Raw genomic sequence first — 13,454 nt, 5'->3', positions numbered from 1 at the left:
GCGTTGCAGCGAGCGAGGCGCGAGATCGGACCATTGGTGGTCATCAACGGTCTGTTCGCCGGACTTCTCATGGTGGTCTTGCCTTTCGCGTGCTTTCTCTGGGGAGCTGTGGGTGCTGCGGTTGCGGTCGGTGTGGCCCAGACGGCGGCCAGCATCGCCGCAGTCTTCGGGATAGCTCGGCGTCGAGATGCAATAAGAAGGCGGGTGTTTCAGTATGAGGTTTGAAGAAAATGTCAGAAATCAGGACGCCGGTGAGCCAGCCGCACAGGGCCTTCGGCGTGATGGACTCACGAATCTCGATCCGGTGATGACGCCGACGGCCGGAATCGAATTGTGGGCAGGGGCCATTTGGATAGGTCAGGTGGACGAGTGGGAGCTACTTGCATCGAGTGTCATCGAATTGACCGGGGGAACAGCGTACGGACGTGCTCGCCTGCTGGTCGCCCGACTCAACGGATCATTTGCCTTTGTCGAGGTTCAAGTCGCGAACGGAATGATCAGATCGAAGGAAGTACTGGCCTACTTGCCGGATTCCGAGCCTGTAACCACTTCACAGGTTCCCGAAGTGCCTGTCACATTGATCATTTGCACGATGAATCGACCGGACATGCTCCGTGAAGTTTTGACTTCACTCGCCGATCTCGACTACCGAAACTACGACGTGCTTGTCGTGGACAACGATCCTTCGTCCGGGTTGACACCGCCGATAGTGGACGCTTTCGCCGGAGTTCGGATCGTTGATGCGCCGGAACGTGGCCTGTCCAAGGCACGAAACATAGGCCTAGTTGCGGCCACTGAAGAGTTTGTCGCATTTACGGATGACGATGTCGTGATTGACAAGGACTGGCTCCGTGAGTTGGTCGGCGGATTCGCAGTCGCGGAGGACGTCCACATCGTCACAGGTCTCGTGCCGACAGGTGAGGTATCGACTCCTGCTCAAGCCTTTTTCGATCGTCGCGTGAGTTGGTCGAAGAATCTTGTGCGAACGACGTACCGCTTGTCAGCTCCGCCTGAGAACGACGCTCTGTTCCCTTTCCGTGTGGGCGATTTCGGGACGGGTGCCAATTTCGCGGTAAGACGATCCGTGATGCTCGAACTCGGCGGATTCGACGAGGGGCTAGGGGTGGGATCGCCGTCAGGCGGCGGTGAAGATATCGACATGTTCGTCAGGGTCATTCTCGACGGGGGTGCGCTGGTCTACGCGCCTGCTGCGCGAGTCTGGCACCGCCATCGCATCGATTCAGCGGGATTGAGTAAACAGATGGCCGACTACGGCCTCGGCCTGGGAGCCTGGTTGACGAAACTCGCTATGGATCCGCGAATAGCGATGATGTTGGCGACGCGTATGGTCAAGGGACTTTCGCACTTCGGGAGCGTCTCCCAACCTGAAGAAGGTCAGATTCGACTTACACCCGATCTTGACAAATTGCCTTGGATCGAGCGGCGCGCATTGTTGCGAGGCCCCGCAGCGTTGGTGCGCTCGCGTTTGGGGGGATTGCGGGGGCGACCACTTCTCCCGAAGGGAACGCGCCCGGTGCGCAGTTCGATAGCCGTCGAATTTCCCGGCGCTAGGTCGATTCGTCGGGCGACTGCGATGGTTGACGCGCGGTGGCCGACCGACGAGCACAGACTGGCAATTCTGGGATTGGTCGGTGGAGTTTGTGGTCTGGTCGGCGCCGGCCTGGGCGCGATCGGCGCTCTCACCGGTGTAGCCGTGATCGTTTTTGTCGCGGTCGGCCCGGGTGCGGCAATTATGTCGTACATGCCTGATCAACCTGGCTACGTACGGGTCGCAGCTGTTCCGGCCCTGGGGATCTCGATCGTCGTGCTGATGACATTCCTGATGACCACAATCGAGGAGTACTATCCCTTTTCGCAGCTCGTGATTCCCAGTCTCGCTACCATCGGAGCATCTCTAGTTCGACTTCTCACCCTCGATAATCGCCCGGAAGTTTCCGGTCGCGAAAACCTCAAGCGACGTATCGGGGCTGTCCTGTCGGGGTTCCGGCGGTCATGACGAGATTGAAGGAGCGTAACGAGCTGTCGTCGACGAAGTCATATGATGCTCCGACTGACCGGCTGACGATTGCTGTCGTATCCGACAGAAAGAGGCGCGATTGGATTTCGTGGGGGATTCTCGTTGCAGCACTGGTGAGTTGGTGGATCGCTGCCCCTTCGCTGTCGACTGCACAGGCGTCGGATTTCGGCCTGCTGTTCGCGGCGTCACCGTTCTTCGCCGGTGCAATCACTTTGTCGGTGATCGGCTTCGCAGTCGCAATGTCACGAAGGAACGACCGTGCAGCGTTCGGCGCGGTGGTGACTGTTGCGCTCGTGCAGAGGACTGCGACACTCATGGCGTCCGATGTGCCGCTGTATACCTGGACGTACAAGCATCTTGGGGTCACGGATCTGATCCAGCGAAGCCATTTCCTGGCACGAGGTGTCGATGTGTACAACGGGTGGCCTGGCCTCTTCACGGCAACGGCTTGGTTCTCTCGCGTTACCGGCGTGCCGGACATAACCGTTGCGAACTGGTTCGCGATCGCTGCGCATCTCCTCATGGTGATTCTGTTCTACTGCATGGCGAGGGCGTGGAGGCTGGATGTCCCGACCGCTATTTCCGCCACGTTTCTCTTCGAGGTGCTCAATTGGGTGGCGCAGGATTACTTCGCTCCTCAATCGCTGGCTCTGATCCTAGTTCTTGCATTCTTAACCCTGGTTGGATCCTCGCGAGACCGACCTAACCTTGTCGTCGTCATGATCGTGGTCTTCTGCGCGATAGTAGTCACTCACCAACTCACTCCGTATTGGATGGGATTGATCATGTTGGCGCTCATGATCTTTCGAAGGCTTCGGCCGTGGTGGTTGACATTCGTGTTCGCTGCAATAGCCATTGGTTTCCTCATCTACAACTGGGACAGTGCAGGTGACTTTGCGAAATTCTCTTTCGACGTGACGTCGAACGCGAAGTCCAACCTCGCCGGAGCGAATCTCACGCCGACTGCAGGACAGGCATTTGCAAGTAAGACGATGCGTTTCTTGACTGTCGGACTGTTGGTTTCCTCCGCGGTCACGGCAATTATCATGTGGCGCAAGAAGATGCCGGTACTTGCTCTCGCGATTGTCGCGTTTTCTCCGCTCGCCATTCTGGCCGGGCAAGGCTATGGTGGTGAAGCGATCTTTCGTGTCTATCTTTACTGTTTGGTGGGTTGTTCCCTGCTGCTTGCATTTCCGGTCACTGCGATGCTCCGCGCGTGCCGAGCCTCGAGGATGAAGCTAATAGCGGCGGGCATCCTGCTCATCGGTGTCACGCTGTCTTCATCAGAAGCGTATTTTGGTGCGTGGTTCGCCTACTTGACGAAACCTGCAGTAGTCAAGGGCGCTTCCGAGGTGTTGGAGTCGGCGGATCCCTATGGTGTACTGAGGGTTCCGTCCCCGGCGTGGCCTGATCGGCCAACTCAGGCTTATCTGCGGTTGGCCGGCCTCGATCCGAAGTTCGATGTGCAACCGGAGGCCGCGACTCTTTTCTACGGTGCAGACTTTGCGACTGACGAAGAGTACGCGAAGTTCAATGAATACTTCGTCGCTGACCACCGGACAACGTACTTCGCGATTTCCGATCAAATGGTTTTCTACAATTGGTACTTCGGGCTCTCCCCACGGGACGCATTGCCGAATCTGGAGGCACGAATGCGGTTGGACCCGATGTGGAAAGTCTTCCTCGAAGGTAGTGGATTCGTAGTCTTCGAGCGAGTGGCCGTTAAGGATGAAAGTGGTAACGATGGCTGATCGCAGGCTGCGAATTCTTGCGTCGACGCTGACTCGCGATGTCACGGGTATAGAGCACAGTGTTATTCGGTTGCTCCCACGTCTCGGTGAGCAAGGTGTGAACGTTGTCATGGCCGCGCCCTCTGGTGGTGAGCTCGAACAGACGTGGAACGAGATGGGACTCGAATTCATACCGATGCCAGACGGGGCGCGTGTCGGTCTGCGTGATTCCTCTGGCGCTTCTCAGACTCCGGCGACGTTGTTGTCGCAGATCCCGCGGTCTGCGACGTGGGTTTCAAAGCTTTTGGTACATGCTCGGCGTGCTGATGTCGTCCACTCGAATTCGCTCTTGTCACATCTGGATTGCGTGGCGGCTGGCAGGTTGGCGCGAACACCTGTTGTGCTCGAGATTCACGACATACTCGACCCGGGGCGAGGTCGGAGTCTGCTGAGTTCGGCCGTTCGTGGGGCCTCAGCCGCGATCGCAGTGAGTAATGCTGCACGGCAGCAGCTTTCGAAGGCGGCTCAGGGAAAGACGACAGTAGTTCCTCAGGGCGTCGATTCGGCGGTCTTTGCGCCAGGACCAGCTACGGTGCGAGCTGAGCTCACCGATGCCCCCGATTCTGCATTGGTCGCAGTCATTGGACGGGTCGACCCTGTCAAAGGAATCGACACCTTGATCGAGGCAGTATCCCAGATCCGTTCCCGCGGCAAGGACTTACATCTGGTCATCGTTGGCAGGTCGAGCCCGGGGAACGAGCGCTATGGCGAGAATCTTCGCCGAAAAGCTGCGGAATTGGCTCCTGGTGCTGTCAGATTTGTCGGACAACGGAACGATGTTGCGGCCATTTTGCGGTCGGTTGACATCCTGTGTGTTCCCTCCGTGCGAGAACCCTTCGGGCTCATAGCGATCGAAGCGATGTCAGTTGGTACTCCGGTGGTGGCCAGTCGGACCGACGGTTTCCTCGATTACGTCGTCGATGGTGAAAACGGACTGCTGTCCGTACCGGGTGATTCCGCAGACGTGGCCGGGAGAATTCTGTCCCTTCTGGATGACAGGCAGCTTCGCGCTCGGTTGGTGACCGGTGCACGCAGGTCGGTATTGGAGGACCACGCGGTCTCAGCGCGAGCTGATCGACTGATTGACGTCTATCGAAGGGTTGCGAAATGAGTGGGAGTACGCGTGTCGTGGTGCGGGCTGGGATGATTCTCTCGGTGGCCTCACTACTATGGGCTACTTCGTGCACCACCGGTGAACCCCCGAGTCCAATGATGCGAATGGTCTCGAGCGATTTCGGCACAGACGAATTCGATGGTGCTGCAGGGGATTCTCCTGACGCGGCGATGTGGGGATTCGATGTCGGGGGCGGAGGTTGGGGAAATCAGGAGAAGCAGATCTATACCGACAACGCCGAAAACGCGCGTTTGGATGGAAACGGTAATCTCGTGCTCGAAGCTCGTCGGGTCCTGGGGGGATTCACTTCGGCGAGGATCGTGACAAGGGACAAGTTTTCGTTCACCGAGGGCACGATTTCTGCCCGCATAAAGTTCCCGATGGCGCAGGGAATCCATCCAGCATTCTGGTTACTCGGCGAGAATTTGGCGACGGTGGGCTATCCGGAGAGCGGCGAGATCGATGTAATGGAGTTGGTGCACAATGCCACTGAGTATCACAACGCAATCCACGGTCCGTGGTCCGATCCTTCTGCACACACAGAAGGCAAGTGGAAGATGTCGTCGGATGGTTATCTCGGCGGTGATGCCTCGGACACCTTCCATGTCTACGAGGTGACGAGAAGATCTGACTCCATCTCGATCTTCATCGACGGTGTAATGGTGGGCGAGTATTTGCGCAGCGAGTCGCCGGACGGCTCCAAATGGGTATTCGACAAGCCGTTCTATGTCGTAATGAACATAGCGGTGGGCGGAGAATGGCCCGGGCCGACGGATGCAACCACCCCGGAGGTGTCGACCTTGACCGTCGACTGGATTCGATTCACGCCTTGAAAGTGAATAATGTCTAGGTACAAAATTTCTGCAGTTGATCAGATGCGGGTTCGTGATCGTGCGCTCGTCATCGGCGGACCAGTTGGTGTCATCTCGTCGAGTGATCTGCGGAGCGCGCTGATCGAGATTGCTCGGATCGGTCCGCAGACGAGGTTCGGATTGCGCGCGGATTCCTCTCGCCGTCGTTGGCTGTTCGATCCGGATGCTGTTGGCGCGGCAGTCGAAGAAGTTCCGCCCACTGACGCGGCGGACATTTCGAGATTTGCGACCGCCGTATTCAATTCGGATTTGACGCACTCGTCGATCCGAATCGTTGCGTCGGGGGAATATGTTGCATGTTTGGGTTCGCACGGCATCTCCGACGGGATCGGTGGTTCGCGATTGTGGGCTGCCCTTGTCAGCACCGCTCAATCAGGGCAACTACCCTCATCTCTGCATACAGCGGAGTCGAGACTTCCTTTGTCGCGCACAATTATTCGGTCTTTTGCAGCTGATCCTCGGCGGCTCGGAGCGGCCGTTCGATGGCATTCGCACGTGCGTGGAACACGGATTGAGGCGGTTTCGGCGACTCGCCGAACGCCCTGGCGGCCCAACCCGGTCAGTCTTTCGCTCCCGATGGATCCGCAAGTTGCACGTCGACTAGTGTGCTGGCGCGACGAGCACGCACCGTCGGCGTCTCTGCGCGCGATAACACTGTTTGTTTTTCTTGCTGCCTTGCGAGGTCATGGAGTGGAAACCGCGTCCAATGCGCTCGTGTTGATGGACGCGCGCAGATATGCGCATCCGTCGACCGTGGTCAATGGTAATTTTGCTGTGGGGCAATATGTTCCGGTGGGTGAATCCGTGACTTTGTCGGAGGTCAGTCGGGGTATCGCGGGGGCACTCGTTTCGGGTCACCCGTTGCTGACCCTTTCAGCGATCAGTGCGAAGGCGACTGTAGCTTCGGTCCTCGGGAGGTCCCACGCCACGGTCGCCGAGGCGAGCGTGAGCATCAAGCCTCACGCCTTGGTTTCATACTCGGACATAGGTCGTCTTCCCAATTCGGATGAAATCAGATGGACAGGCGATCCGCTGTGTGTGGCGGCCACCGATCCATATGGAGCGGAAGGAATCGCGTTCCTCGGTGCAGAGATCGATGGGCGACGTCACTTTTCAGTTACCTTCCACAGCAACGTATTCGATACCGAAATGATCAGGAGGGTGCTTCGAGCGGTCGCTTGCGATCCCACCGCACTGCTGGATGAATGTCGGTAACTCCGCGTATCAGTTCTCGTGGAACCAACGTACGTAGTCGATAGTCATCGTGGATGGCCAAGGTGTGGTGGAATCGGTTAAACCTGGCCAGGTTCCACCAACGGCAATATTCAGTAAGGTGTATGCAGGAGCGTCGAACACCCATGCCTCCGCTCCGGATACCTGTGACCGATCGAGGTACAGCATTCGAACGCCGTCGATGTAGGTCTCGATTCGTCCGGGCCGCTTGAGTATCCCGTAGGTGTGGAATGCGGTGAAGTCGGTGCCGGGTCGTGCGCCGCCGACACTGCGGTCCCAAACTCCGGTCACTCGTGTTCCTGATTTGGTAGGGCCGTGCACGGCGCTCGTGTATGTCTTCGCATCGTTGATGGTTTCGATTGCGTCGATTTCGCCACAGCCGGGCCAACCGGCTGTATATAGATTCGTGCCGAGCGTCCAGAATGCCGGATGCATGCCCTTTCCTGCTGGCAGTTTTATTCGCGCCTCGACTAGTCCGTAAGTGAAGTCGACCTTGCCGAAAGTTCCAAGTCGTGCGGAAGTGATTGTGTTGCCTACTTTTTGGGCCTGAATGAGGAGATTTCCTTGCCCATCCAGTCTCGAGTTGGACCGCGAGTCGGTGTACACCTGCTTTTCGTTGTTCCCCCAACCTCCGCCGGTTTCGTAGCGCCAGATGGCTGGGTTGGGGGCTGAATTTGCAGGGCCATTGAACTCGTCGTACGCATAGACCGTAAAACGATCTGCTGCGCGTGCTGGCGACATAAGAGGAGGCAAGGTAATCGTTGCCGTCGCCAGAGTCGTTGAAAGAAGGGCAATTCGAAGAAGTGCTGAAATTCTCATGCGCAGATCGTATGGGCGAGATATCACCTTCGGGACCATTGATCCCGAGATTGTTATCAGTTCGATATATAAAATTACTCGAAGTTTGTTAGCAAGTGTGGTATCGGACCAATTGATCGACTATTTGGGGTTGAACAATGTTTCGCCCCAGTAGCTCCCGTCGGCGAGACCACCGGGGCACGCGAAGACCGCAGAACCGACGTGCTGGATGTATTCGTTCAGCGCATCGTGTCGTGAAAGGTTTTGCTGCATCGGAACAAACTGCTCGACCGGATTCCGGCAGTACGCAACGAAGAACAGTCCCGCGTCCAGGTGGCCGAAGCCGTCGGAGCCGTCCGTGAAGTTGTATCCGCGGCGCAAGATCTGAATCCCACCGAGTTCCTCGGCAGAGGCCAGGCGCACGTGTGAATCCTCCGGGATGACGAAGTCGTGTCCCATTTTGGAATCGAGATCGAGCTCGTCGAACTCGTCCTTGCCACCGAGCGGCGCTCCGCTCCGTTTGGAGCGGCCGATGACGGCTTCCTGTTCCTTGAGTACTGCGCGATCCCACTGCTCGATCAGCATGCGGATTCGTCTGGCGACGAGGAATGATCCGCCTGCCATCCAGGCCTGATCGTCAGTGGGATCAACCCAGACGTGCTGGGCGAGTGCGTTTGGATCTTCCGCCTTGATGTTGGCTGTTCCGTCCTTGAACCCGAACAGATTTCGTGGTGTCGCTTGCGTCGTCGAGGTCGAGGACGTTCGCCCGAACCCGAGTTGCGACCATTTGACCGACGCGGTCCCGAACGCGACTCGCGCGAGGTTGCGGATCGCATGGACGGCAACCTGGGGATCGTTGGCGCACGCTTGGATGGCGATGTCGCCCCCGCTCCGATTCGGGTCGAGGTTGTCCGCTCGGAAGTGGGGGAGATCGAGCAGGGCAGCAGGTTTCTTGTCTGCGAGCCCGAAACGGTCGTCGAAAAGTGACGGTCCGAATCCGATGGTCAGGGTGAGCTGCGACGGCGCGAGATCGAGTGCCTCACCCGTATCGCTCGGTGGCGCGTACGGACCGTCGCCGGTCGCTCCGTCCTCGGTTGCTTCCTGACCCGCCGTCATTCGTTCGGCCATCGCCGTCCACGTCTGCAGCAGCGTGATCAGTTGGTCGCGCGACTTCGTCGTCACATCGAAAGCGACGAAGTGCATGCGATCCTGGGCCGGCGTCGTGATGCCTGCTTGATGCTCGCCGCGGAATGCCACCACGTCTGCGTGATCGGTGCCGGAATTCTCGTCGGCGGTCACCCGCCCGATGACGGCACCGGCACCGGCCAGGACGGCGCCGGCCCCCACCGCGCCGAACAGTCGGCGCCGTGAGACTGCGTGCGGTGCTGCGTTTTCAGCAGCGGGTGTGCCTACTGGTGAATCAGTCATCTACTGTCCCGCGACTACTTCCTGGACCTGGCTGACCTCGGCGGACAGTGCATCGATTTTACGCGAGAGTTCCTGACGCTGCGCCTCGGTGACGGTGTCGTAGTACACGAATCCGTCGCCGACCCGGAACTGCGCCAGAGCGGCGTCGAGGTCGGCGAATCGGTCAGCGATGCGCTGGGCGAGCTCGGGATTACGTTCCTGCAGAATCGGGTTCAGCGCCGCGATTGCTGCTTGCGAACCGTCGACGTTGGCCTGGAAATCCCAGAGGTCGGTGTGCGAGAAAATGTCTTCCTCACCGGTGATCTTGGAAGTCGAGATCTCGTCGAGCAGCCCTTGGGCGTCACCCGCGATCTTGGTGGGATCGATCGTGTAATCGTCGGCGTTCACCTGATCGGCGAGATACTGGATGTCTTCGAGCAGTTGATCGGCGACCGCGTTGGTGTCCGGTTGTAGCCCGGTGACCCACAGATCCTTCTCGAGGCGGTGGAATCCCGTCCAGACCTGACCGGGCTCCAGATCCGCTTCGCGCAGGTCCAGCTTGGGATCGAGTTCGCCGAAGCTCTCGGCTTCGGGTTCGATGCGCTCGTAGTAGGTACGTGCGATCGGGAAGAGTGCCTTCGCCTGGTCGACGTTGCCGGACTGGACGGCGGCGACGAACTGAGCTGCGGTGTCCTGCAGCGCGACGATCTGGCTGCGGATGTACCTCCGGTAGCCGTCGGCAGCTTCGGCGAGTTGGCCGCTCTCGTCGGTGGCCGCCTGCGAATCGCCCGTGACGACGAAGTCCTGACGGATGCCGGTTCCGACCATGCCCGGCTTGCACGCGAGTTGATAGGTCGCAGCCTCGGGGAGGGAGACGATCAGCTGCCGGGTAAGGCCGGGGCCGATGTTCTCGACTTCGCCCATCGCTCGATCGCCCTCGGCGAAGACGTAGAACTCGGTGACCTTCGAGCCGTTGTTCGTCACCTGGAACGTCGAACTGCCAGTGGTTCCAGTGGTGGCACTGACGTCACACGAATCGTCGGTGGCCGTGACGACGATGTCGCCGTCGCTCGCGGTCGTCTTCTCGGTGCATGCGGCGAGGGAGAAGGGAAGTACCGCGGCCGTGGCCAGTACGAGGGTGGATTTACGCATGTCGGCAATGCCTCTCAGGATTTTTCGGGAACGTGTGTGTCGTGCGCAGGCGGGGTTGTCGGTTCCGATGGGCTCGACGGAAGGGGACGTAGGAAGAGCGCGAGGACGACTACGAGGTAGACGACCCATGCGACGGCTTGAAGGACGGTCGGGTCCGGGCGGAAGTTGAAGATTCCGGCGAGGACGGTGCCGTACCAGGTCGACGGGTCGTAGCCGGGTGTCAGGTTGAACGCGAGATTCGAACCGCCCGGCAGGACGTTTCCGGTCTGCAGAGCGCGAACACCGTACGAGAGGATTCCGGCGGCTACGACGATGAGGAAGATCGCCGTGTACCGGAAGAAGGTCGTCAGGTTGAGACGGAGGGCGCCGAAGTACATGGCGACGGTCAAGACGGCGGCCAGGAGAATTCCGAGGAGCAGTCCGACCAACGGCCAGGAGCTGCCTGCGGTGTTCTCGGCGTAACCGACCATGAGCAACGCAGTCTCGACGCCTTCACGACCGACCGCGAAGAACGACAGCGACAAGATGGCGACGGGTCCGGCGATCAACGCCTTCTCCATCCCCGCTTTCAGATCTCCGGAAATGTTTTTGGCGGCCGTGCGCATCCACAAGACCATGATCGTGACGATGACGACGGCGATCAGGGAGGCAACGCCCGCGATGATCTCTGCGGTCAGGCCGTCGACCGTCGACGTTCCGTAGTGGATCGCGAAGAAGATGATCGCCACCATCGCGACGGCGATCGCGACGCCGAGCCACACCCATTTCAGTGCGTCCTTGCGCTGGGCCTTCACGAGGTAGGCGGCGAGAATCATCACCACGATGCCCGCTTCGAGGCCTTCGCGCAGACCGATCAGGCCACTGCCGAATAGCTGGGTGGCAACTGATGGTGTGCTCGCGGCAGCGAGTACCGACACGGGCACGGGCGACTCCTGACTGAGTGAGTGCGACAGCTTCTGACGAACGCATGAGGCTAGGCCAGCCTTAACTCAGAAGAAGATACTCCATCATCGACGGCGAACCATGCTCTCACCTGTACTTTTGCTGTTCTTTACCAATGGATTCGGGAGTACTTCGCTCGCATGTGGATGATGGAAGGGTGTACCGAACTCCCGCAGCCCGCAGAAGTCCCCGGCGTCTCTCGCGAGCCGTAGCAGCAGTAGCTGCCGGAACAGCCTTGCTGGGCGCAGGCGTCGTGGCTTGCGGATCGAACGAACCGAAAGTAGCCATTCCGGAGGGCATACCCCCAGGTACCGGCTCTCCGACGCCGCCGATCGACATCAATGCTCCCGGCCGCAGTGCTGATCAACTCGCCGACTGGGCAGCGGGATTGTCGGACGACATCGGGATCGGGACGACGGCACTCGAGGCCTACGGGTACGCCGCTGCGGTCATGGCCGAGACTCTTCCCAGCTGCGGAATCGGGTGGACAACTTTGGCCGGTATCGGCAGCGTCGAGAGCCGCCACGGGACCTACGACGGCTCGTCGGTCGACGCGTTCGGCCAGGTTGCTCCGATCATTCGGGGAATCCCTCTCGACGGTGGCCCGGGAGTTGCCGAGATCCCCGACACCGACGGCGGGGCGATGGACGGCGATCCAGTGCACGACCGTGCGATGGGGCCCATGCAGTTCATCCCCGAGACGTGGCTCAAATGGGGAGTCGACGCCAACGGCGACGGCCGGGTGGACCCCGACAACATCGACGACGCTGCCCTCACGGCCGCCCGCTACCTGTGTGCACGCGGGGGAGACCTCACTTCCGCTGCCGGATGGCAGCAGGCACTGATGGCGTACAACCTCTCGGGCGACTATCTCGCGCTCGTTCGTGATCGTGCGTCGGCGTATTCAGTCGGGGTACGGCCGGACTGACGGTGATCGATCCGCAGGTCGGACCCGTGACCGCGCGTCGATAAAGAAGCCTTCGGCCCGTGCGGTTAGGCTGTGTGCTGGCACTACAGAGGTGCTGGCACTGCAGAGGCCCAGCCGCGATCGTGGTCCTCTTTCGACCGGAGGGGTCGGAGCCCAAGTGTCAAGCACGCAGAGCGTGCCCCAATGCGAAGCCCATTCGAAGGAGAACCACACAGTGGCCAGTATTGAGCAGGTCGGAGCTCGCGAGATCCTTGATTCCCGTGGTAACCCCACGGTTGAGGTCGAGGTTCTGCTCGAAGACGGAAGTTTCGCCAGGGCTGCGGTGCCGTCCGGCGCTTCGACCGGTGAGCACGAAGCCGTCGAACTGCGCGACGGTGGCGCGCGCTACGGCGGCAAGGGCGTCGAGAAGGCCGTGGAGGCTGTGCTCGGCGAGATCGCTCCTGCCATCATCGGCATCGACGCGACCGAGCAGCGCACAGTCGACCAGGCGCTGCTCGACGCAGACGGCACCCCGGACAAGTCCCGCCTCGGCGCAAACGCTTTGCTCGGTGCCTCGCTTGCCGTCGCTCGCGCCGCTGCCGAGTCCTCGGGCCTGGAGCTGTTCCGTTACGTCGGTGGCCCCAACGCTCACGTACTCCCCGTCCCGATGATGAACATCCTCAACGGTGGCGCACACGCCGACACCGGTGTCGACGTCCAGGAATTCATGGTTGCGCCCATCGGCGCACCGAGCTTCAAGGAATCGCTGCGCTGGGGCACCGAGGTCTACCACTCCCTGAAGTCGGTTCTCAAGGAGAAGGGCCTCTCCACCGGTCTCGGTGACGAAGGCGGATTCGCTCCGGACGTCGCGGGTACCAAGGAAGCACTCGACCTCATCACGATCGCCGTGAACAAGACCGGCCTCAAGCTGGGTACCGACGTCGCGCTCGCTCTCGACGTCGCCGCCACCGAGTTCTACACCGACGGCACCGGCTACAAGTTCGAGGGCATGAACCGCACGGCGGCCGAGATGGCGGCGTTCTACGCCGACCTCATCGACGCATACCCGCTCGTCTCCATCGAGGATCCGCTCGACGAAGACGACTGGGACGGCTGGGTTGCGCTCACCGATCAGATCGGCAACAAGATCCAGCTCGTCGGCGACGACCTGTTCGTCACCAACCCCGAGCGTCTCGAAGAA

At 60.0% G+C, this 13,454-nt stretch carries 12 protein-coding genes; 8 read left to right on the top strand and 4 right to left on the bottom strand.

Going from position 1 to position 13,454, the window contains the following annotated elements; all coding sequences use genetic code 11:
• The 6 genes from RWT78_RS22725 to RWT78_RS22700 all read left to right on the top strand — a co-directional run.
• Nucleotides 1–225, top strand: a 225-nt coding sequence (locus RWT78_RS22725; RefSeq protein WP_314680994.1) for a hypothetical protein, incomplete at its 5' end; no start/stop codon positions are given.
• Nucleotides 215–2,017 carry a glycosyltransferase family 2 protein gene (locus RWT78_RS22720; protein WP_116058047.1) on the top strand — a complete coding sequence of 601 codons (1,803 nt, stop codon included), beginning with the start codon at nt 215–217 and terminating at the stop codon, nt 2,015–2,017. The genes RWT78_RS22725 and RWT78_RS22720, both read left to right, overlap by 11 nt.
• Nucleotides 2,014–3,789 (top strand): hypothetical protein, encoded by a 1,776-nt coding sequence (locus RWT78_RS22715; RefSeq protein WP_314680989.1) that lies wholly within the window; start codon nt 2,014–2,016, stop codon nt 3,787–3,789. The genes RWT78_RS22720 and RWT78_RS22715 overlap by 4 nt, the downstream gene beginning before the upstream one ends.
• Entirely contained in the window at nt 3,782–4,939 is a 1,158-nt protein-coding gene (locus RWT78_RS22710; RefSeq protein WP_003946283.1) for a glycosyltransferase family 4 protein, read from the top strand. Before RWT78_RS22715 ends, RWT78_RS22710 begins: the two co-directional genes overlap by 8 nt.
• 107 nt (nt 4,940–5,046) lie before the next feature.
• Nucleotides 5,047–5,775 (top strand): glycoside hydrolase family 16 protein, encoded by a 729-nt coding sequence (locus RWT78_RS22705; protein WP_157770437.1) that lies wholly within the window; start codon nt 5,047–5,049, stop codon nt 5,773–5,775.
• A 729-nt stretch (nt 5,776–6,504) separates the two neighbouring features.
• On the top strand, nt 6,505–7,029 hold the full coding sequence (locus RWT78_RS22700) for a hypothetical protein (RefSeq protein WP_144245859.1): 525 nt from the start codon (nt 6,505–6,507) through the stop codon (nt 7,027–7,029).
• Nucleotides 7,030–7,038: 9 nt separating this feature from the next.
• On the opposite strand, the gene RWT78_RS22695 is transcribed toward RWT78_RS22700, so the two are convergent.
• From RWT78_RS22695 to efeU, 4 genes are all read right to left on the bottom strand, one after another.
• Nucleotides 7,039–7,866, bottom strand: coding sequence for a glycoside hydrolase family 16 protein (locus RWT78_RS22695; RefSeq protein ID WP_261254762.1), 828 nt, complete (start codon nt 7,864–7,866; stop codon nt 7,039–7,041).
• Between the two features lie 120 nt (nt 7,867–7,986).
• Nucleotides 7,987–9,273 (bottom strand): iron uptake transporter deferrochelatase/peroxidase subunit, encoded by a 1,287-nt coding sequence (gene efeB / locus RWT78_RS22690; RefSeq protein WP_314680980.1) that lies wholly within the window; start codon nt 9,271–9,273, stop codon nt 7,987–7,989.
• Nucleotides 9,274–10,404 (bottom strand): iron uptake system protein EfeO, encoded by a 1,131-nt coding sequence (gene efeO / locus RWT78_RS22685; protein ID WP_314680975.1) that lies wholly within the window; start codon nt 10,402–10,404, stop codon nt 9,274–9,276.
• A 14-nt stretch (nt 10,405–10,418) separates the two neighbouring features.
• A complete protein-coding gene (efeU, locus tag RWT78_RS22680) occupies nt 10,419–11,321 on the bottom strand; it encodes an iron uptake transporter permease EfeU (protein WP_003946279.1) in 903 nt (300 codons plus the stop codon).
• A gap of 140 nt (nt 11,322–11,461) precedes the next feature.
• Between efeU and RWT78_RS22675 the strand changes: the two genes are divergently transcribed.
• Both RWT78_RS22675 and eno read left to right on the top strand, forming a co-directional pair.
• Nucleotides 11,462–12,274 (top strand): lytic murein transglycosylase, encoded by an 813-nt coding sequence (locus RWT78_RS22675; protein WP_314680972.1) that lies wholly within the window; start codon nt 11,462–11,464, stop codon nt 12,272–12,274.
• A gap of 214 nt (nt 12,275–12,488) precedes the next feature.
• On the top strand, nt 12,489–13,454 hold a 966-nt coding region (gene eno, locus RWT78_RS22670), incomplete at its 3' end, for a phosphopyruvate hydratase (RefSeq protein WP_314680970.1).

Origin of the sequence: uncultured Rhodococcus sp. (genome assembly GCF_963525155.1) — a bacterium.
GTDB classification, from domain to species: Bacteria; Actinomycetota; Actinomycetes; order Mycobacteriales; family Mycobacteriaceae; genus Rhodococcus_F; species Rhodococcus_F qingshengii.
The sequence above is the reverse complement of the archived record's forward strand: the minus strand, read 5'-3'. Positions and strand labels throughout refer to the sequence as shown.